Source organism: Mycoplasma bradburyae (assembly GCF_024338845.1).
Taxonomy (GTDB): Bacteria; Bacillota_I; Bacilli_A; order Mycoplasmatales; family Mycoplasmoidaceae; genus Mycoplasmoides; species Mycoplasmoides bradburyae.
Map to the genome: position 1 here is coordinate 617,033 of NZ_CP101414.1, position 22,640 is coordinate 639,672.

Consider the following 22,640-nt stretch of genomic DNA (forward strand, 5'->3'; position numbering starts at 1 on the left):
GGTTTTATCAAGTTAGTAAAATTACTAACTTGATAATTTGAATTGATTAGGATGACAAGCTTTTGTTAAGGATTTAAAACAAACAATTTAAATTATTTAACTTTGATTAAAAGTAATCTAAAAAGATTTAATTTGTTTAATAATTTATTTGTTTTTTTTGATAGTTTAAACAATATGATGGATAGGTAATTTTTAATAAACTGTTAATTAGTTATTAAAGTGAGCTAATGAAGTTGGTTTTTCGTCTTCATTAATTTCATCACTAATAGCTACTTCAGTAGTAATTAATAAAGCAGCTACAGAACAAGCTTTTTCAAGCGCAGTTTTAGTTACTTTAGTAGGATCAATAATACCGTTGTTGATCATATCAACAAATTCATTAGATTCAGCATTGTAACCATAACCAGGTTGTTTACTATTTAAGATATTATTAATAATCTTAGAACTGTTTTGACCTGCGTTTTCAATAATTTGGCGACAAGGTGCTGTTAATGATGATCTGACAATTTCGTAACCTAATAAGATTTCAGGATTGGATTCTTTAACTTGTTTAAGAACTTCAATTGCGTTCATTAAAGCAATTCCACCACCAGCAACAATACCTTCTTCAACTGCTGCTTTAGTTGAGTTTAACGCATCTTCGATTCTTAATTTAAGTTCTTTTTGTGCGATTTCAGTAGCACCACCAACGTGGATTACAGCCACTCCGTTTGATAAATTAGCAATTCTTTTGCTAATTCTTTCTTTGTCATATTTAGATGTTGTATTAGCAAGTTTTGCTTCTAAGCTATTTAAGTATTTAGCTAAAACTTCTTTTTGACAAGCACCATTGATAATTGTTGTTTTATCTTTTGAGATAACAACTTTTTCAGCTGAACCTAATTTATTTAATTCGATATCTTTAAAATCAATTCCAGCAGTACTATCAATTAAAACGGTATTAACACTTACAGCTAAATCTTCTAGAGTTGTTTTTTGCGCTTCACCGAATTCTGAACATTTAACACTTACAACATTTAAAGTTCCTCGTAGTTTATTAATTGCTAAAGCATTTACAACATCTTCAGCAATATCACTAGCAATAATTAATAAAGGTGAGCTTGATTCTACACTAGCTTCTAGTAATGGTAAGATTTCTTTAACAGTATTAATTTTATTAAGTGATACTAAGATTTTTGGGTTAGCTAATTCACTTAACATCTTTTCAGAATCAGTTACCATATAAGGCGATGAATAACCACCTTTGAATTCTAATCCGTCAGTAGTATCTAAAGTAGTATCAAATGATTTAGCATCATCAATTGAAATCACACCGCTTGGACCTACGATATCCATAGCTTTAGCAATTAATTCACCAATGAATTTAGACCCAGATGATATCGCACCTACTTGAGTAATTTCATCGATCGATTTAATTGGTTTTGAAATACTAGATAAGTATTCACATACTAATTTAGATGCGTTTTCAATCCCTTTTCTTAAATTAACAGGGTTAGTTCCATTATTAATCGCTTCGATTGCTTTATTAACAATTTCATGGGTTAATATCGTTGCTGTAGTAGTTCCATCACCAGCGATATCATTAGTAGAAATTGCTGCTTCAGCAATTAGTTTAGCACCCATGTTTTCTACTGGATCTTTTAGTTCAATTTCTTTAGCAATCGTTACACCATCATTAGTTATTAATGGTGCGCCGTATTTTTTTTCAATTAAAGCGTTGCGGCCTTTAGGACCTGCTGTAATCTTAACTGCTTTAGCTAGTTTATTAATTCCATTTAATAATTTTGTTCTAGCTTGTTGTTGAAAACTTAAATCTTTTGCCATTATTTAATTACTCCAATAATTTCTTCGTAACTTAACATTTTGTAAGTTTTATCATCTAAATGAATTTCTGTACCAGAATATTCTTTAAAATAAACAAGATCATTTATCTTAATTTGATAATCAATCTTTTGTTGTTTAGCATAAATTACTCCATCACCTAAAGCAACAACTTTACCTTGAGTTGATGTTGCTTTATCTTGATTTTGGATTGAAGTGATAATTCCTGATTTAGAAGTTTTTTCTTCTACTAAAACTTCTACTAAAACGTTATCGTGTAATGGTTTAATATTCATAATTTTTATTAAAACAAATTTGATTTATTTTTTGTGGTAAATTATTTCATCAAAACAAAGTTGTTTTTGTTGTCTGGTTTGATTTCAAATAATTCTGAGTAGTGTAAGATTGCTTTTTTAGCTGTTAATTGGTAGTTTTCTAAAGCTTCATCTAAATCGTCAACTTTATATGTGAAAACACCATAATCAATACCATGACCAGTGTAAATTGTTTTATCATCAGTGATCACAATTACACTAGCTGCTAGTTTTGCGTTAGCAAGTGCAAAAATTTCATCTCTGTTGTTTGTGAAATGAACTAGGAAGTGAGTTGAGAATTCATCATTTTCAATTTCACGGTTAGGACAGATTTTTTTAGCAATTTCAGTGATTTTTTCACCAAAAGTTGTTTTAGCTACTTCAGTCATTGGGAAGTAATGTGTTATTGCGCGTTTGTAATCAAACAATAATTCAGATTGTTTGTTGATTTTCTTCATTGTTTCAACTGCTACAATCGGATACATCCCATTAGCAGTTTCACCAGATAACATTGTAGAGTCACAACCACGTTCAACCGCAAAGAAAACATCAGTAACTTCAGCGCGTGTTGGTTGAATGTTTTTCTCAAGCGAATCTAACATTTGAGTAGCCACGATTACACGCTTGTTAGCTAATCTACATGCTTTAATAATATACTTTTCTCAGTAAGGTACTTCGTAATAAGGGATTTCTAGACCTAAATCACCTCTAGCAACCATAACACCATCACTGGCTTGGATAATTTCATCTAAATTTTCAATTGCATGACGAGTTTCAACTTTAGAAATCACTTGTACGTGTTCCATATTGTATTGTTTTAAAATCGCACGAATTTCTTTAACATCATCTGCTGTATTAACAAATGAAGCAGCAATATAATCAACTTTATTCTTAAGACCAAAGATAATATCATTGTAATCTTTTTGTGATAAGAACGGAATTGAATATTTAGCATTTGGTAAGTTAATACGTTTTTTAGTAACGATTTTGTGTTCGTTTTTAGCTATTGCTCTAACGTATGAATAATCATCAGCAATCTCAATTACTTGTAAAGTTAATTTACCATCATCAACTAAAACAATAGAACCTAATGATAAGTCCTTAGCCATATTGTATTTTTTAGATGAATCTGATACTGAGAATTCATTAGCATTACCAATAATTTCGCGATCAGTAAAGATTTTTACAATCTGATCTTTTTTAATAATGTTGTTAGTATCAGCAATTTGATTTAAACGAATTTCTGGTCCATTAGTATCTAACATAATTGAGATCGGTAAGTTTAATTCATTAGCTACGCTTCTAGCTAGAATGATTCTTACAGCTTGTTCTTCATGATTACCGTGAGAAAAATTCAAACGAACCGTACTAACACCATTAAGAAATAATTGTCTTAAGTTATCCTTAGCTTTTTGTACGATATCTTGTTTAGTTGGATCTTCTAGATCACTTAAACTAAATAATTTATAAGTAATTGAAGGACCGCAAGTCGCTACAATCTTAGTTCTTTTTAGAAAATTTAAATCGAATTTGTTATGTTTTTTATTCATTTTTAATTAAAACCACCATTAATTTTATTGCTTTGATCAATTAACTTAATTCTTGAAGGATTTTTCTTTTTTAAAGCTTGGTCAAAATTGTAAGCTTTAATTTCATCGCCACTCAATCCTAATACCAGATTATATTCTTGTTGGTTAATATGTTCAAATGCTTTAATCGCAAAACGCATTGCTAAAATTCGTTCCATTGGAGTTGGAATCTGACCACGTTGCCCGTATGTTAGATAGTTAACATTAGTTTTAATATTTAACTGATCATTAATTTGTTTAGCGATTTCTTTTAAGCTATCACGGTTATCTTCACCATAGATATGTTCACATACAATAATTGTCATTGTACGTTTTTTATCTTCTAGCATTCTTTTAGCTACTAAATCAACTATTTCTTGAGTTGTTTTGATGTTTTCAGGAGTGATCACTAGATCTGCTTTAGTAGCAAGTGCTGCATAAACAGATAAATCACCACATCTACGACCCATTACTTCAGATATTGAAACACGGTTGTGTGAAGTACTTGTTGAAATAATTTCTTGAATTGTTCTTGTAATATGCTCAAGCGCTGAGTAAAACCCAATTGTGTAATCTGATGAACTTACATCGTTATCGATCGTTCCAGGCATTGCTATTACATTAACACCCATTTCAGATAACAACTTAGCTCCTTGATAAGAACCATCACCACCGATTACTACTAATGTATCGATCTTTTTTGCTTTTAGATTATTTAAAGCTTTTTTTCTGATTTCTAAATCTTTAAATTCAACTAATCTAGCTGAATAGATAAATGTTCCAGAATCAAAGAAATGATCAATAACTTCTTGTTGATTAGCTAAAACTATATTATCTTCAACCAAACCTTTGTATCCTTCATATACTAAGTATGGTTGGATATTATTTAAAATTGCTTGCTGAACTAATCCATAGATCGCAGCATTCATTCCAGGGGCATCGCCACCTGAAGTTAAAATCGCAATACGTTGCGTTTTAATCGACATATTAATACCTTTTTATCCTAATGATTATTATAATAAATTATTTATTATCAAACAATAAGCTCATTAATTCTTCTTTGGTTATCGTTCCTAAATATAACTTTAAATCAAATTGATCTAAAACATCACTAACACTTTGGTAATCAAATTTAACTCCTACTAAAGCTTTTTGAATTTCTTCAATTTGAGCTACACTTAAGAAGTCACCATTAAATTTAATATCAGTAATTTTTCCTTGGTCAGTATTTAGACTTAATTCTAATTCACCACCAGTGAATCTTTTCTTATTATTAAATTTATATTCATTAGATGAACCATAAATTCAATCCCAAGATTTAAAATGGTTTTGCGCTCTATCTTTAATTCATTCTTTAGCTTGATCATCAAGTTTGATTTCAGTTAAATTTGAATATTTCTTGAAATAGAATTTTGTTAATTCTTGAACAAATCATTCAACTGGTTGCTTTTTATCTAAATGATCAATGATGTTAGTAACTCTTTTTGCTACCGAATCAATACCTTTAGCTTGAATTTTTGATTTATCAACTTGCAGATATTTAGCTAACTTAGTCATATCTGTGTCGTATAAAAGCGTTCCGTGATGTAAGATCTTATCTTGATAAAGGTATTGTGCAGTTCCTGAGAATTTCATGCCTTCAATTTCAAGATCATTGCGACCTTTAAATGTTGCGTTAATATTTAAGCTATTTAAAAATTCGATAATTGGTCTAGCAAAAAACTCGTAGGCATTGGAACGCTTTTCATCTAAATAATCAATATATGAATAACAAACATTACCCATATCTTGGAACACAGTTCCACCGCCTGAAAAACGTCGGATTAAATTAACATTATCTTTACTAGTTTCATTAATGTTAATTTGCGCTGCTGTGTTTTGGTTTTTACCAATAAATACCGTATTAGCGTTTTGCCAGATATAAATAATTGGTAATTCTAGTTTTAAGTGTTTTAGAAGGTATTCTTCTGTAGCTGCGTTAATGTAGCAATCGTTAGATTCTGATAAGTAAAAATATGCCATAAGTGCTTGTGTGATAAAAAAGACCCTTAAAAGGGTCTTATATTATTAATTAATTTTTTAGTGCTTATTGTTGAAGTGTGTATAAATAGCTTGTTTAGCGCATTCTGAAATAACTTCAGCAATTGTTGGATGTGGGTGAATTGCTTGTTCTAATTCAAACACAGTAAGTTCATTTTCCATAGCAAGAGCAATTTCAGAAATCATATCACTTGCTGTAGATGCGATTAATACACATCCTAAAACTTCACCGTATTTCTTACCAAACATGAATTTGATAAATCCATCAGTAGAACCATCAGCAATCGCTTTACCATTAATCGCCATAGGCATTTTAGCAACAACGTACTCAATACCCTTTTCTTTAAGTTGTTGTTCAGTATAACCAATAGTCGAAACTTCTGGGTAAGTATAGATACAACCAGGAGTCATTAAAGGTTCAACTGATTTAGGTTTTCTACCTAAGATGATATCAACAGCGTAAGTTGCGTGGTGATAAGCGTAGTGGGCTAATAACACTTGACCAGCAGCGTCACCGATAACATAGATTGAATCACAAGAAGTTTGTAATTTATCATTTAACTTAATTCGGCCACGTTCATCTCTAGCAACATTAAATGAACCGAACACTTGATCATTAACAACGCGACCAACTGATTCTAAGATATATTGAGCTGGTAGTTGGTAAGCAGTTCCCTTATCTTCGTAAATAATTGAACCTGTTTGGTAACCTAAAATCTTAGCATTATAAACAACATTAACACCTAATGACTTCATCTTTTTAGCCATGAAATCACTAGCATCCTTATCAAGAGTTTCGCATAAACGATCAACAGCTTGAAGAATAGTTACATTGGTTCCTAATGAAGCGTATAAGCTTGCAAATTCGATACCAATTACACCACCACCTATTACAACTAGTGATTGTGGCACTTGAGGTAATTCTAATGCTCTTGTAGAATCGATAATCACACCTTCAGCACGACCTTGATCAAATCCAGGAAGAGATAATTTTCTTGGAGAAGAACCAGTAGCAACAATAATGTTTTTAGCTGTAATGTACTGATTATTTACGCTAACAGTATGACCATCAATAATCACAGCTTCACCAACGATAGTTTCAGCTTTAGCTGTTTTTAAGATAGTTTTAACACCATTTACTAACTTATTAACTACTGCGTTTTTTCTATTTAAAACATTTTGTCAATTGATAGTTGGATTCGGATTAGCTAAATCTAGACCATATTCAGAAGATTTGCTAATGTAGTGTTTAACTTTAGCAGTTTGTAATAAAGCTTTAGTTGGAATACAACCAACATTTAAACAAACACCACCATAAGTTCCTCGTTCAATTACAAGGGTCTTAAGACCGTTTTTAGCAGCGTGTTCACCTGCTACATATCCACCAGGACCAGCCCCGATGACAATGACATCATAGTTATACATACTATTTAAATTTATTAGAAAGATCTCTTATTTTATTAGATTAATAAACCATCAAGGTTTTCGATAATTTCTCTTAATGTTTTAGCGAAACGACCGATGTCAGCCCCATCAATTCATCTGTGGTCAGCTGCGATTGTAATAGGCATAATTTGCTTAACTAGAATTTGGTTATCAGGAGTTCTTGATAATCTTTCTTCAACTGTACCAGTAGCAATGATTGCAACTTCAGGGAATTTAATGATTGGAGTACCGAATAAAGCGCCGATAGAACCAAAGTTAGTTACACTAATAGTCCCTTCAGATAAATCAGCTAAACCTAATTTCTTAGAACGAGCTTTCTCAGCTAACGTAGTTACTTCTTTAGCGATCTCAATAATTGATTTATCTTGAGCGGCTTTAATGTTTGGAACCATTAAACCATCAGCAGTATCAACAGCAATACCTAAGTTAACATTTTTCTTTAAAACTAATCTGTTGTTAGTTTTGTCGTATTGAGAATTAAAGATAGGGTAACTAGCGATAGTTTTAGTAATTGCTTTTAGTAAGAATGGTAAGAATGATAACTTAACTTGGTGGTTAGCTAAAACTGCATCTTTAACTTGTTTTCTGTAAGCAACTAATTTAGTTACATCAAAGTTGAAAGTTAAAACAGTTGTAGGAATTTCATCATTAGCAGTAGTCATTGCCTTAGCAATAGCTTTTCTAACTGATGTAATTTCTTGATAAGTTTCATTAGCGTTAGCACTTGCAGGAGCAGATGAACCAGCAGAAGCAAATACATCACTAGAAAATACCTTAGCACCGTTAGCAGGAGTTACATTAGCTAAATTTACATTTAAATCACTAGCAACAGCTTGAGCTAAAGGAGTAGCTGCAAAACTTGGAGTAGCAGGGGCAGGAGTAGGAGTTGAGAAAGCAGGAGTTGATGAACTTGAACCACCTTGATCACCAAATAATCCGAATAAAGTATTAGATACTTTAACTTCACCTACTACAGAAGCGCCACCACCGCCTGATTCACCAGAATCAGCAGCAGGAGCAGGAGCAGCAGCTGGAGTGCTTGGGAATGAGAAAGCAGGAGCAGCAGCAGGAGCTGGAGCAGCTGAAGGGAATCCAAATGCTGGAGCAGCTGGAGCTGGAGCAGCGTGACTAGCAGCAGGAGCAGCAGCTGGAGCTGAACCATCACCATTAAGAATTAACATTACTTCACCAACGTGAACAGTTTGTCCAACAGAAGCAAGAATTGAAGTAACAACTCCACCTTGAGGAGCTGGTAAGTCAGTTGTAACTTTATCAGTTTCAACTGAGAACATAGGATCACCTTCTTTAATTGTGTCACCTACTTTAACGTAGATTTGAGCCACAACACCTTCGTGAAGTCCTTCACCAACGTCTGTAAATTTGTATTCAAACATGTTTTATTTTATCTTTCTATAAATTATGAAAATATTGGTAATTATAAATTAATTAAATTTTAAAAAGTTATTTACGTTAATAAATATCGCTTTTATTAACTAAATAATTAATAAAAACGATAGATATTATTTAAAAAACTAAGCTAGTAATTCGTTAATAGCATCAATTGTTCTTTGTTTAAGGTCGAATTGGATAGCTTCACCTTTTGCTAAAGGAACAGTAATGTCAAAACCAGTTACACGAGCTGGAGCTTTCTTTAAGCTGTGGAATAATTTTTCAGTTACTTTAGTAATAATTTCAGAGCTTAAGCTGAATGATTTAACAGCTTCATGAACAACTAGTAATCTACCAGTTTTTTGAACTGAACCTAAAACAGTGTTTCAGTCTAATGGAGAAATTGTTCTTAAGTCAATTAATTCGATAAGACCAGCAGGGTATTGTTTAACGATTTCTAAAGTATCAATAACATTAGCACCGTAAGTAACGATAGTTAATTGGTTACCTTGAGTTAAAACATTAGCTTTACCAATTTCAACAATGTATTCACCAGCTGGAATTTCTTGTTTGAATGAACGGTAAATTTTCTTAGGTTCAAAGAATACAACTGGGTCTGGATCGTTAATAGCAGCTAACATTAAACCTTTAGTGTCATAAGGGTTACAAGGCATAACAACTTTAACACCAGGAATGTGAGCGTAAATTGCTTCTAATGATTCAGAGTGGTGTTCTAAAGCTTTAATACCACCACCCATAGGCATTCTTACTACTAAAGGAGCATTCATTTTACCTCTAGTTCTGTGTCTAATTCTTGCAGCGTGACAGAATAGTTGTTGCATAATTAGATAACTGAATCCAGAGAATTGAATTTCAACTACTGGTTTTAATCCAGCGTATGAAGCACCGATAGCACTACCCATGATTGCGTTTTCAGCAATTGGAGAGTCTCATACTCTTTCAGCACCATGTTTTTGTTGTAATCCTTTAGTAGCTCTAAATACACCACCTTCAAAACCAGCGTCTTCACCGTATAGAACTACGCTTTTATCTTTTGTTAAGGCAATATCTAAAGCGTTATTTAAGGCTTCAATATTGTTTACGATAATTTTATCACTCATTATTTAAGTTCTCCTGTGCAAGAATTATTTGTTTTCAAAGTATTTTTTAGCAATTGCTTTTTGTTCTAGAAGATCTTCTGGCAATGTAGCAAAAGTGTGATCAAAAACGTCATCAACTGTAGTTTTGATGTGTTGAAGCATAATGTTGTATTCTTCTTCAATCTTAGCTTCAATTTGTTGGAACATAGTTTGTTCTTTACTTTCGTCTCATAGACCTTTAGCTATTAAGAACTTCTTGATTCTTGCGATTGGATCTGATTTTTTAGCTTCTTCTTCTTCTTCTTTAGTTCTGTATACTGAAGGGTCATCTGAAGTTGTGTGAGGTCCTTGGCGGTAAGTAACAAATTCAACAAGAATTGGACCCATACCGCTTCTAGCGTATTCAACAGCTTCTAACATAGCGTCATAAGATGCTAATAAGTCGTTACCATCTACTCTTACTCTTGGCATATTAACAGCGATTGCTTTAGTTGAAATATCACTAGCAGCACTTTCTAAGTGAGTTCTTGTAGAGATAGCGTATTGGTTGTTGTTAACACAGAAAACTGTTTGTCATTTGTGAATTGAAGCCATGTTCATTGCTTCGTAGAATTCACCTTCAGCAGTACCACCATCACCGATGAAAGTAACAGCAGCAGCTCTTTCTTTGTTGTATTTTAAAGCGTAACCAATACCAGCAGCTTGAGAATATTGAGCACCGATTGTAATATTAACTGGAATTACTCTCACACCTTCATCAAAGATGTTACCTTTTTCATTACCGTTTCAGTAAAGCATTAATTGGTAAGGTCTAACACCTCTGTGAAGCATTAATCCACCTGATCTAAACGCTGGTACTAATCAGTCTTTTTTAGTCATAGCTAGAGAAGTAGCGATTTGTAAAGCTTCTTCACCTAGGTTAGGAGCTAATGTAAGCATCTTACCTGAACGTTGTCAGATTAACATTTTCTTATCAAGTTCTCTTGATAAGTTCATGTAGTAGTAAGCTTCGATAATTCTTTCATCTGATAACTTTTGAACATAGCTAGGATCGATCACACGACCTTCGTTGTCGATTACTCTATGTAATAGTTCAGGAATTTTATTTTTAACAATGATTGCCATATCTTTATTGTTTTGTCCTTATAGTTTAATTTTACTTTATTATTATTTTCTTTTTTAGATTATTTAATACTTTGCTTGAAATAATTTAATCCTAAAGCTTGAAGAATCGCGCTAATAATAAAGTTGAATGGTTTGTTGTAGTGAGGTAGGAAGAATACGTCAGCAAAAGCGATATCAACAAGAGTTAATTTTCTTTGGATTGCTAAAGCTAAGAAGTAAATAACTTCAGAGTGGTTGTTCTTAGTTGAACCTACTTGAGCACCTAGTAATCTTAAAGTTTTAGGATCAAATACTAATTTAATCTTAACTTTGTCATAAGTGTTCATTCATTCTGGACGGTCAGCATCTTCAAAGTATGAAGTAGCAACTTCGATACCACGAATTTTAGCAACTTCTTCAGAGATACCAGTTGATGCTAAGTGGTGATTAAATACGTGAATAGCGTTAGTACCAACAACGTTTTCTAACTTAATGTTGTCCATTCCATTAATATGAGAAGCCGCTACAACCCCAGTTTTAACAGCGTTAGTTGCTAAGTCGATGTTTTGGTATTCACCAGTTGCTGCGTTCATGATAGCTGCAGCACCACCAATTGCATAAACATCTTTAATAGAAGTTTGACAATATTGATCGATGATTAAAGCGCCGTTTTTAACTTTGTGAGCATCTGGTAGTAATGATGTGTTTGGTAAAAAACCGATACATTGAATAACCAAATCAGCTTCAACTTTAGTTTCAACACCATCTTTTTCTAAAGTAATACCTCTAATTACCTTTTTACCACCTTCAGTGTCAACTAAGTAGCCCATTACTTTTGTGCCACATCTAACATCAACACCTTCTTTTTTCATTGAAGTTGCTAAATCTTCACCGAATTCTTTATCAAAGTAATTCGCTGCAGGTCTTGGCAACATATCAACTAATAAAGTTTTCTTACCTCTTTGGTGAGCAGCTTCTACTAATTCAACACCAATATAACCAGCACCAATTACAACGATGTTATTAACATCAGGTTTTTTAAATTGATCGATGATTTCTAAAGCGTGTTGGTAAGTTTTACAAGTTACTAAACCTTCAATTCCACCACAGAATTTTTCGGTGAAATGAAGACCTGCATCAGCTGTAGTAATTGGTCAAGAACCAGTTGCTAGAATCAATTTATCATAGCTATCTTCAAAAGTTGTATCTTTAACTAAATCGCGAATAACAACAGTTTTTTTAGCATGATCAATTGATACAACTTCGTGTTTCATGTGAACTTTAGCTCCCATTGATTGAAGTTGTTCTGGATTAGAATAGAATAAATCAGTTGTATCTTTAACAACTCCACTAACCGCTAAAGCAATACCACATCCTAAGAAAGAGATGTTATCGTTACGGTCATAAGCAACTACTTCTAATTTTGGATTTTCAGCCAGCATTGTGCGAATCGCAGAAGTACCAGCATGGTTAATTCCTACTACAATAACTTTCATTTATATATTTATCCTTATGAAATTTCTATATTTTTTAGTATAGATACTATTAATATAATTTTTTATTATTTTTTTTATTATTTTTTCGGTAGACAGGTAGCTATTTTGAAAAGTTCAAAACTGATATTTTATTACAGTTATACTTGACAAATAGAATATTTTTATTTAGATAGACGAACAACATCGCGCATAATCATGATTTCTTCGTTCGTTCTAACTTGGTATACATCTACTTGGCTATTAGAATCTGAGATTTTTCTGTAATCTGAGTATTTGTTTTCAAAAGCATTTGAATCTAACGAAACTTTTAGCAAGTTAACTCTAGACATTACTTTTTGAACGATAGTAGCAGAGTTTTCACCAACACCAGCAGTGAATACAATACCATCAATTGGTTCATTTATTTGGTTAGCGTATTTAACAATATAATCAGCTACTCTTTGCGTATATAAATCGATTGCTACTTGAGTTTTAGGTAAGTTAGCTTCAACATCTCTCATATCAGCATAACCAGATAAACCTAATAAACCTGATTTTTTATTTAAATCATTAGTAATTTCATCTAGTGTTCGGTTTGTTTGTTTAGCAATATATTGAATAACTGAAGGATCGATATCACCACTTCTAGTACCCATTACTAAACCTTCAAGCGGAGTGAATCCCATTGTTGTATTAATCGATTGTGATCCTTTAATAGCAGCAACTGAAGCACCATTACCAAGATGACATACAATTAGGTTTACTGATTTCTTATTAAGAATTTCTTCGAATCGTTTAGTAATGTAACGATAACTAGTTCCATGGTAACCATATCTTCTTACTAAGTGTTTATCTTTTCATTCACCTGGTATAGCGTATGCTCAAGAAACTTCTGGCATTGTTGTGTGGAATGTAGTATCAAATACTGCTACATTTTTAGCAGATGGTATTAGTTTTTGTACTACATCAATAACATCAGCTTCTGGTTTGTTGTGAAGCGGAGCTAGTTTAGCTAAGTCATAGATTTGTTCTAAAACTTCTGGTGTTACTAATGTTGAATCTTTTCAATAAGCGCCTTGTACAACACGATGACCAACACCCACTATTTCATTTAGATCATTAATTACTTTGTGTTTTTTTAATGATTCTAATAAGTGACTTAAAGCCTCTTTATGATTAGGGAAAGCAGCCGTGCTTTCTTCTTTAGTTCCGTCGCTGAATTCATATTTGTATGCGCCATCAATAAAGATTCTTTCACATAGACCTTTAGCTAACACTTTTTCAGAAGCATCGTAAAGTTGAAATTTTATTGAACTTGACCCAGCGTTAATTACTAAGATTTTATTCATTGTTATATTCGTCCTTTTGAAAATGATTTAAATAATGATAAATTATAGATTTTTCTAAAATTAATCTTTCAATTAATTATTGATATACAATAATTTTTTTAACCAATTTTTACATCTTCATCAACATAAGAGTAGTTCGACTTGGTGACATTACTCTTAACTCAAGCAAGAATTGATGTTGTTACGCCCAATTGTCCAATAATCATTAGTGCGATTAATAATACCAATGGAACTAATGTGATTGATGTTAAATATGAAGTGATACCAACTGATAATCCTACCGTTCCATATCCTGAAGAATATTCGAATAAAACATCCATAATACTAAAACGAACATCAGGTTTTACTAAGATAAATGTAATGTGTGTACCAAGGATAGCAATCGTAATAAATGCCGTACTTAAAATAGTTATCAAATAAGCATTATTAACTGTTTCAGATGGTATTGATCGTTTGAATAATCTCACTTGTTTATATCCCTTAAATTTCTGGAAAATAGCTACAATAACTAAAGCAAATGTTGTGGTTCTAATACCCCCAGCAGTAGATGAAGGTGCAGCACCAATAAACATCAAGATACTTAAAAGCAACTTACTTGCATCAGTTAAGTTATACATGCTAATCGTAGCAAAACCTGCAGACCTAGTTGAAAAAATCATAAATCACAGGTTTAAAAGATAATTTAATTGAGGATTTTTACCATATATCGTATGGTATAAATCGTTTTCAGTATTTATATTAAGTGAAGATTCAAATGTTAGATTACCTTTTAATGATTCCTCAAAGAATTGTGAAGTAACTCTAAATGACCCATTTTTAGCTAATAATTCAACTGGAGCTACTATTATAATTGGTAACGTTAATAATATTGCTGAAGTTATCAATGATAGTTTAGTAAAGATACTAAACTTATACTTAATGGTATTTTTATATAGTCTTTTATATCTAATTTTTTCATAAATATCAAAGATTGTTGGATAACCTATCCCTCCTATAAAGAATTGTGTAGCTGTAATGAATAATAAAAGGATATGATAATCGTTCTTAAAACTTGATAAAGAGAATGGTCCAAAAATATCAAAACCTGCGTTATTTATCGAAGAAACTGAATGAAATATTCCTGCTCAAATAGCAGCACCTGGGTTGTGATAAGTAAAGAATTTTTGAAAATTATTATCTACTGTTATTTGTGACGCTTTAAAGTTAATTAAAGTGCTATCAACATTAGTAATTTGCAAGTTTAAAATATTCTGTTGTTCATATGCTGGAACGAAATAAAAATACAATGCATAGAAGATCGAATATAGAATTTGAAAAATCATTACTGCTATTACTGAAACGATAATCGTTTTTGAAGTAGTCGATATTTTTTCACCACCTCTTTCTGATTGCAATAATAATGTTTTTTCTAATGTTGAATGATCTTTAAAAATTTTTGCAAATACTTTTCAAATTAGATATCAAAAGACAACGAAACCTACACCACCCACTTCAATAAGTATCGCTAGGATTACTTGTCCAAAAATAGTAAAAGTCTCTCTAACAACTAAAGTAGATAAACCAGTATCACTAAAAGCAGAAGTGGCTATAAAAAACGCGTCAATAAAAGAATACTTTTCTTTTTCAATTAATGCTTCTGCATTTAATCCTTGATAAGTTAAACTAGTTACTTTTTCATAGGTATCACTATATTTTAAAGATATTGGAATATACAACAAAATAGATCCAATTAAAATAAAGTAAATATAGAAATGAGCGATCTTTTGACTGATCGTTTCACCGATAAAAATAATCTTTAATAGCTTATAAATTTTTTGTTTTCTATTAAGCAAAAGATTATTGTTTTTGCCGCGTTTTTTTAACATTTTGATTAATTTATATTAGCTTCAGTTGGTTGGGTTTCATTTCTTACGATCTCTATCAGTTTAACTTTTGTATCTTCATCATATTTTAAGTATTTTACAGTCATAAAATCATCGTAGTATATATCATTTTCAAACCTTGCGTTATGCTCTTTATTGTTATTGATATAATCCAATAATTTTATATTCTTCTTAACATTAATACTAGGGTTAATGTATTTATGTAAGAAAGCTTGTGCATTGATCGATGAATCAACCATTCAAGTGTAAGCATTAATTTCTTGAATATTACCAACCTCGTCTTGTTCATCATAAATCTGACCAACAAGTTGTTCTAGAAGATCTTCCATAGTAATGATTCCGATTGATTCGTAATCATTAAAATTATTAACAACAATAGCTATTTGAACTCTATTACGTTTCATTAAACGTAAAACTTTATCAAGTTTGTAATCAACTAAAACATATAGCGGATCAGTTAGGTATTCAAGTCAATTATCTTCATCTTTGTTTTCTACAATACTTAGATAATCTTTTAAATGCAATACACCTATTGTTTTATTTTCATCATTAACAATAGGTATTCTTGAAACATTATCAGTTAAGAAGTGTTTTTTTATTAATGAAATTGAGCTGTGCTGGTTAGCATATGTAACTTCTTTTCAATCAACAAAAACTTGATTAATTGATATTTCGTCAAAGTTTATCGCGTTTTTTACCAACAAAGCCTCATCATCTTCTAAAACACCTTCTTTCTTAATTTCATCAATAAAGAAAGAAACTTCTTTTTCGCTCGTTTGAGTATTCGAATATTTTCTAAAAATCTTAGATATTATATAAGTTATCGGAAAAACTAAATAATAAAAGAAGATCATTAAAAAACTAAATAATAAGACTGTTTTTATTGGTCTAAATTTAGCAATCGATTTCGGAACTATTTCACCAATAAATAAAGTTACTAAAGTAGTAACAAAGACAGCAATAGACGAACCAACAGCTTGGTTACTAATGATCTTATTGAATAATAATGTAGAAAGCGTAGAAATGATAATATTCGCTAAATTATTACAAATCAAAATTGTTGAGAGTGTTAAGGTAAAATTCTTAATTAACTTATTAACAATTCTTGTTTTTAATTTTCCTTGAATATTATGTTCTTTTATATATCCGTTCCATTTAAAGCCAGTCAAACTTGTAAATGCTGTTTCAGAGGCCGAAAACACAACAGAAATCAATAAAAAAATAAATATTAGCACTCCATAAAGCACATATATGCCTACGGCACTAGTATCCGTGACGGATGGACTATCAGATGTCATATAATTTAATTATTAAATTATAGATAATTATATTATATTTATTCATTAGATTCTAGCTATAGAATTTTAAACTGTTTTAATAGTTAGAATTTGTGTCATTAATAAAAATTAATAATTTTTATAATATTAACTAACTTAAAATAAAAAAAGGGGTGCTTGATTTGTTAATTGGAATAAGCGGCATGGTTGCTAGCGGAAAAAGTGTTCTATCTAAAAGAATTCATGATCACTATAAAACTTCTATGTTTTTAAAAGAATTTAAAGAAAATGATATTGTTTTTAATAAGTTCTTGGAATGGTTATATGAAAAACAACCTAATACCGAAATAAGTTTTCAGGCTTATATATGCGAAAACCATTCTACAAAAATGGAAGAGATATGAGAAGAATATAAGAAGGCGAATAAGAATCCTAAAACAGATCATATTATTATTGATCGTTTTTGCGTAGAGCATAATATTTTTGCTACATTGATTTTATCTAAAAAAGGAGAAAAATTCCTTAAGGCATATCAAGCAATGTTTGATAGCATGATTGATGAAAATGAAATTCCTGATTTGGCTATTTTTTTGGATGTAGATTTTGATAATTTCAAAAAAAGATTATTTTTAAGAAATCGAGAAGTTGAAGTGGAAAACTTTGATAAAAATTTAGATTATTGAAAAGAATTACATAAAATTTACCGTAAAAACTTCGAATTTTTATGTGAAAAGTATAAAGTTAAAACATATTTTATTAATACAAATAATATGACTGAAGAAGAAGTTTTTCATAAAGCTGTAGAAATTATAGATAATCATAAGAAATAATTATGTTGATCGCAATAAGTGGAATGGTTGCTAGTGGAAAATCTAGTCTTTCTAAACGTTTGTTTTCTTACTTTAGTAATTCAAAAATTTTACTTGAGTATGAAGAAAACGATAAAGTATTTAGTCAATTCTTAGAATGACTATATAACAAAAATGGTTCAATTGATTTCGCTTTTCAATCTTACATAGTACAAAACTATTCAAGAAACCTTAAACAAGCATTGAATGAAAAACATGATTACATCTTTGCTGACCGATTTAATCAAGAACACTTTATTTTTGCTAAAAACAAACTCACATTAAAACCTAAAAAATATCTAAGAGCATATGAAGCGCTATTTGATGTTTTAATATCAGAAGATAAACTTCCTGATTTGGTTATTTATTTAGACTTCAATTTCGAAGAATTTAAGAAAAGAATTTTTAAAAGAAATCGATTAGTTGAAACAACTACTTTTGAGAATAATTTAGATTATTGAAAACATCTTCATCAGATATACAAACAAGAATTTATAAACCAACAAAAGAAATTTAATTTTAATGTCGTTTATTTAGATACAAACAATAAAAATGAAGAAGAAGTTTTTAATGAAGCAATAAATATAATTAAGCGATATAAACAAAATAAAAACGAGAATTAATCTCGTTTTTTATTATTTTTACCGCGTATTTTTAATATTTTTAAGAAACAGTTTTTTTGTAATTGGAGATAGTTAATTCATTAGTTTGACTATCTACACTACAGATATATGAGTTGTTTTTCTCAAGTTTATTTTCAAGTATTTTTTTAGCCAAAAAATTCTCTACTTCTTTTTGAATATAACGTTTTAACGGTCTAGCTCCAAGAGTAGTGTTAGCTCCGTTTTTAGCAACTCTTTCAATTACTTTTTTATCGAATGTAACAGTTATTTGTTGTTCCTTAATTCTTATTGTTAATTCATTTAATAATTTTTCAGATATAGCAAATAAGTCTTTGTCATTTAAAGCTCTGAAAGTGACTAATTCATCAATTCTATTAAGCAATTCAGGACGCATCACTTTCTTTAAATCTTCAATAGTCTTACTTGGATTATTAGCTAATATATGTTCAGCACCGATATTAGAAGTCATAATTATTATTGTGTTTTTGAAATTAACTAATCTATTGTGATTATCAGTTAATTGACCATCATCTAATATTTGCAGCAATATATTAAGAACATCTGGATGCGCTTTTTCTATTTCATCAAATAAAACAACAGCATATGGCTTAGTTCTTATAGCATCAGATAACACACCTGGTTGATCATATCCAACATATCCAGGAGGTGAACCAATTAGCTTATCTACAGAATGTCGTTCCATAAATTCTGACATATCAATTCTTATCATTGCTTTTTCATTATCGAATAAACAATAAGCAAGTTTTTTAGCTACTTCAGTTTTACCAACACCTGTAGGTCCTAGGAATAAGAATGAACCAATCGGACGATTAGGATCGTTTATTTGTGCTCTACCTCTAAGCACCGCATCTGATACAGTTTGAATTGCATGATCTTGTCCTTTTACATATTTAGATAGGTCATTTTTAAGGTTTAATAATTTTTGTTGTTCAGATGCAACTAATTTAGTTAATGGTATTTTTGTAGCTTGAGAAATTACTTCTGCAATTTCAACTCTTGAAATAGAAGTTTTTATCAAATTCTCGGTAAAATTAGCCAATTCTTTGCTCTTAGCTTCAATTTCTGCTTGTCTTTTTGGAATCTCTAAATATAGTAATCTTGAAGCTTGAGTAAAGTCTCCTGAAATTTGATATTTTTCAACTTCAGCATTAATGTTAGCTAATTCTTCTTTTAATTTATTAATACGTTCATAAATTGTTTTTTGTTTATTTCATTTCTCAGTTAATTCATTCTTTTTGTCCGTTAGTACTTTAATTTCATTTTTTAATTGTTCTATTCTTCCTAACTTAGCATTGTTAACATTCTCTTTTTTTTCTTGTTCTAAAGCAGCAAGTTCTGTGCTTGAATAAATAATTTTTTGTTTAATGCTATCTAATTCTGGTGGCAATGAATGAATTAATGTCTTTATTTTAGCTGCAGCTTCATCAATTAAGTCGATAGCTTTATCTGGTAAGTAACGATCAGAAATGTATCTAGAAGACATTTCAACAGCAGCAACTAATGCATCGTCATAAATTCTTACTTTATGAAAGGCTTCTCATCTTTCTTTAAGGCCTCTCATAATTGTTAATGCTTCTTGTTTAGAAGGTTCATTAACTAAAATCTTTTGCATTCTACGTTCAAGAGCGCCGTCGTTTTCAATATATTTTCGATATTCATCAATTGTTGTTGCTCCAATAACCTTGATTTCACCTCTAGCCATCATAGGTTTCAAAATATTTGCAGCATCCATTGCTGAGTTAGATGAATTTTTACCCATTCCTACTAATTGGTGAATTTCATCGATAAATAAAACAATTTTTCCGTCCGAATCTTTTACTTCTTTTAAAATTTTAGTTAATCGTTCTTCAAATGATCCTTGGTATTTAGTTCCTGCTATTAAAGATGATAGGGATAATTCAATAACTTCGACATCTTTTAGATTTTCTGGAACATCTCCATTAACTATCTTTCTAGCAAACCCTTCTACAATAGCTGTTTTACCGACACCTGGTTCCCCGATTAAAACTGGATTGTTTTTATTTTTTCTACTTAATATTTCTATTAGTCTTCTGATTTCTTCTTCTCTACCTATTGTAGGATCAATTGCGTTTCTCGCAATTTCATCATTAAGGTTTCTAGAAAACTTCTTTAAAACATTTTTTTCTTCATCTGGTGTAAAGCTTGCGAACATATTTTTTACCTCGTGATCTTGCTATGAGTTAATTATAACAAAAATTAGCACTCGTTGGTAAAGAGTGCTAATTTTTGTTGATAGAAACTTTTAATAAGACTTTTAGTCTTATTTTTATACCTTAAGTTTGCCGTGGAACTTGCTTATAGCGTCTTTTGCTGCTCGTATTTCGGCTCGGTGAGTATTAATATCAACTCCTTGCCCGTACATAATCCCGCCAGCATAAAGATTTACATAATAAAGATTGCTTTCTGGATCAAATCTTTTTTCGTAATGAATCTTCATATTTAAACCAGTAGAATGAATAATTTCTTGAAAGATTGATTTGTAATCAATAGTTTCAACTAATTCACCTTTTGAATAATAACCAATAATTGTATCGTTTAGAATTCTTTTAACAAAATATTCACCTTGATCTAAGAAAGCAGCACCAATAAATGATTCAAAAATATCTTCTAATATTTTAGGTGATAAAGGAGTTGTTTTTAATCCGTAACCTACTTTAATATAATCAATAAGTTCAAGTTGTGTAGCAGCTTTAATTAATGTTTTTGATTGGATGATTTTTATTCTATCCTTAGTCATTTCACCTTCGTTTGATTCTGAAAGGTTATATAAATATTCAGCTACTACTTTATTAATAATTGCATCACCTAAGAATTCTAATCTTTGATAGTTATAGTTCAACTTCATTTCATTAGAATATGAATTATGCGTTAATGCTTGTTCGTAAATATCTTTATCATTAGTAATAATACCGCATTTCTTAAGTAATAATTCGATATCTTTAGGCTCTTCTTTTACATAAAATAAAGTATCTTGATCATCAATACCTTTATTAAAATCAGTGAAATCATCCTGTTTTAAATTGTCATAAATAATCGGATAATTATCTTTAATGTAATTAGTTATTTTATCGATTTCTTGTTCGGTTATACTTTGTTGATTACCAAAAAAATTATCATCAACTTTATTAACTATATCCGAACTAGCGCCATTAATAAAGTTACGATCTCGCTTGTTATAAATTTTACGATTTGAGTTTTGAAAAGATCTTTTTCTTTTATTAAAGAATGGTTTTTTCTTATAGTTTTTTTCTATTTCTTGATTAGTGTTATTTTCTTCTAATACAAGCTGTTTTTGATCAGTGTTTTCTGATAATAATTCTTGTTTGTTAGAAAAGTCAAAAAGATTGTTTATGTCAAGTTTTCCAGAATTAGAATCAACTGGGTTTTTATCAAAATTTTGATCTTGTTTTTTTGATAAATTAGAACGGAAGTTTTTCTTGAATTTATGTCTTTTTGTTGATGGTTTTAAATTTTTTCAATTATTTTCTTGATTAATTGGATCATCGATCGCTAATTGTAATTCAACAGTTTTATCTTCAGCTAATTTATCTAAAATTTCTCTGTTGTTTTTAGTTTCAATAATCGTAACAACTTCGTTACTTCTAATTTTAATTGGTTTGATATTTTTTCTGTTACGGTTTTTAGTTTGTCTGTTTTTATTAGAGTTAAACGAATTAGGTTGGTTAGTTTTTTCAACATCATTAGAATCGTTTAATTTTATTTGTTTGATTATTGTTTTTGTCGGATTTAATTGTTCTGAATTATTGCTAAGTTTGATTTCATCATCAACAATATTAGAATTCTGTGCTTTAGGATTAGAACTAGTTAAACCGAATTGATTTTTATTAACTTCGTAACTTTTCTTAAGAATTAAACTCATGTTTAAACTAGGGTTAGAAGGTAATTCAATATTACTTGTGTTTAAACTTGGTTTTTCTTCTATATTTTTGTTGTTGAAGTGTTTAATATTAGTCTTAGAGTTTTTCTTGCTAGCAGAAAAATTATTGCGGTTTTTCTTTTGATTAGTCTTATTTTGTTTTGAATTCTTATTATGATTTTTATTTTTCTTAGAATTATCGATAGAACCTGGTCTAATTTTCTTAGCTTCGCGAGCTTTTTGTTCCCTCATTTTTAATTCATAATCAGGATCGTTAATTGCAATTGGTTTTTCTGTGTGTTTTTTACGCGTTACACCAAGTTGATGTAAATATCCACTAGATAATGATCTAGAACCATAATTTCTAGCTACTGGTTTATCTTCTTTTTGAACTACTGTTTTCTTATTAGAATTGTTTATTTTCTTTGAATTTCGATTGTTTTTTGTAGTATTTCTTTGTTTATTGTCCATAAATATGTCTTAT

General features: G+C 30.3%; 17 protein-coding genes. 2 read left to right on the forward strand and 15 right to left on the reverse strand.

Going from position 1 to position 22,640, the window contains the following annotated elements; translation table 4 throughout:
• Positions 1–207: 207 nt before the first annotated feature.
• From groL to NMG68_RS02500, 13 genes are all read right to left on the reverse strand, one after another.
• Positions 208–1,824, reverse strand: a complete 1,617-nt coding sequence (gene groL / locus NMG68_RS02440) for a chaperonin GroEL (RefSeq protein ID WP_255034373.1) — start codon at positions 1,822–1,824, stop codon at positions 208–210.
• Entirely contained in the window at positions 1,824–2,117 is a 294-nt protein-coding gene (locus NMG68_RS02445) for a co-chaperone GroES (RefSeq protein WP_255034374.1), read from the reverse strand. Before NMG68_RS02445 ends, groL begins: the two co-directional genes overlap by 1 nt.
• Before the next feature lie 41 nt (positions 2,118–2,158).
• Positions 2,159–3,685 (reverse strand): pyruvate kinase, encoded by a 1,527-nt coding sequence (gene pyk / locus NMG68_RS02450; RefSeq protein ID WP_255034375.1) that lies wholly within the window; start codon positions 3,683–3,685, stop codon positions 2,159–2,161.
• 2 nt (positions 3,686–3,687) lie between these two features.
• Positions 3,688–4,689 carry an ATP-dependent 6-phosphofructokinase gene (locus NMG68_RS02455; protein ID WP_255034376.1) on the reverse strand — a complete coding sequence of 334 codons (1,002 nt, stop codon included), beginning with the start codon at positions 4,687–4,689 and terminating at the stop codon, positions 3,688–3,690.
• Between the two features lie 37 nt (positions 4,690–4,726).
• On the reverse strand, positions 4,727–5,725 hold the full coding sequence (locus NMG68_RS02460; RefSeq protein WP_255034377.1) for a lipoate--protein ligase: 999 nt from the start codon (positions 5,723–5,725) through the stop codon (positions 4,727–4,729).
• A gap of 57 nt (positions 5,726–5,782) precedes the next feature.
• Complete coding sequence (gene lpdA / locus NMG68_RS02465) at positions 5,783–7,168, reverse strand: dihydrolipoyl dehydrogenase (RefSeq protein WP_255034378.1); 1,386 nt, start codon at positions 7,166–7,168, stop codon at positions 5,783–5,785.
• A 35-nt stretch (positions 7,169–7,203) separates the two neighbouring features.
• The gene (locus NMG68_RS02470; protein WP_255034379.1) at positions 7,204–8,583 is read right to left on the reverse strand and encodes a dihydrolipoamide acetyltransferase family protein; all 1,380 of its coding nucleotides are present in this window, start codon (positions 8,581–8,583) and stop codon (positions 7,204–7,206) included.
• A 138-nt stretch (positions 8,584–8,721) separates the two neighbouring features.
• The gene (locus NMG68_RS02475) at positions 8,722–9,699 is read right to left on the reverse strand and encodes an alpha-ketoacid dehydrogenase subunit beta (protein WP_255034380.1); all 978 of its coding nucleotides are present in this window, start codon (positions 9,697–9,699) and stop codon (positions 8,722–8,724) included.
• Between the two features lie 24 nt (positions 9,700–9,723).
• The gene (pdhA, locus tag NMG68_RS02480; RefSeq protein ID WP_255034381.1) at positions 9,724–10,803 is read right to left on the reverse strand and encodes a pyruvate dehydrogenase (acetyl-transferring) E1 component subunit alpha; all 1,080 of its coding nucleotides are present in this window, start codon (positions 10,801–10,803) and stop codon (positions 9,724–9,726) included.
• 59 nt (positions 10,804–10,862) lie between these two features.
• Entirely contained in the window at positions 10,863–12,278 is a 1,416-nt protein-coding gene (locus NMG68_RS02485; protein ID WP_255034382.1) for an FAD-dependent oxidoreductase, read from the reverse strand.
• A gap of 161 nt (positions 12,279–12,439) precedes the next feature.
• Complete coding sequence (locus tag NMG68_RS02490) at positions 12,440–13,606, reverse strand: acetate kinase (RefSeq protein ID WP_255034383.1); 1,167 nt, start codon at positions 13,604–13,606, stop codon at positions 12,440–12,442.
• A 98-nt stretch (positions 13,607–13,704) separates the two neighbouring features.
• The gene (locus NMG68_RS02495; RefSeq protein WP_255034384.1) at positions 13,705–15,471 is read right to left on the reverse strand and encodes a TrkH family potassium uptake protein; all 1,767 of its coding nucleotides are present in this window, start codon (positions 15,469–15,471) and stop codon (positions 13,705–13,707) included.
• A gap of 5 nt (positions 15,472–15,476) precedes the next feature.
• On the reverse strand, positions 15,477–16,787 hold the full coding sequence (locus NMG68_RS02500; protein WP_255034385.1) for a CNNM domain-containing protein: 1,311 nt from the start codon (positions 16,785–16,787) through the stop codon (positions 15,477–15,479).
• Between the two features lie 152 nt (positions 16,788–16,939).
• Between NMG68_RS02500 and NMG68_RS02505 the strand changes: the two genes are divergently transcribed.
• Together NMG68_RS02505 and NMG68_RS02510 are read left to right on the forward strand one after the other, a co-directional pair.
• Positions 16,940–17,596: a deoxynucleoside kinase gene (locus NMG68_RS02505; protein WP_319023164.1), complete on the forward strand. Its 657-nt coding sequence runs from the start codon at positions 16,940–16,942 to the stop codon at positions 17,594–17,596.
• Between the two features lie 2 nt (positions 17,597–17,598).
• Positions 17,599–18,237: a deoxynucleoside kinase gene (locus NMG68_RS02510; RefSeq protein WP_255034386.1), complete on the forward strand. Its 639-nt coding sequence runs from the start codon at positions 17,599–17,601 to the stop codon at positions 18,235–18,237.
• Between the two features lie 40 nt (positions 18,238–18,277).
• On the opposite strand, the gene NMG68_RS02515 is transcribed toward NMG68_RS02510, so the two are convergent.
• Both NMG68_RS02515 and rnc read right to left on the reverse strand, forming a co-directional pair.
• Positions 18,278–20,431, reverse strand: a complete 2,154-nt coding sequence (locus NMG68_RS02515; protein WP_255034388.1) for an ATP-dependent Clp protease ATP-binding subunit — start codon at positions 20,429–20,431, stop codon at positions 18,278–18,280.
• A gap of 114 nt (positions 20,432–20,545) precedes the next feature.
• A complete protein-coding gene (gene rnc, locus NMG68_RS02520; RefSeq protein ID WP_255034389.1) occupies positions 20,546–22,627 on the reverse strand; it encodes a ribonuclease III in 2,082 nt (693 codons plus the stop codon).
• Positions 22,628–22,640 lie beyond the last annotated feature (13 nt).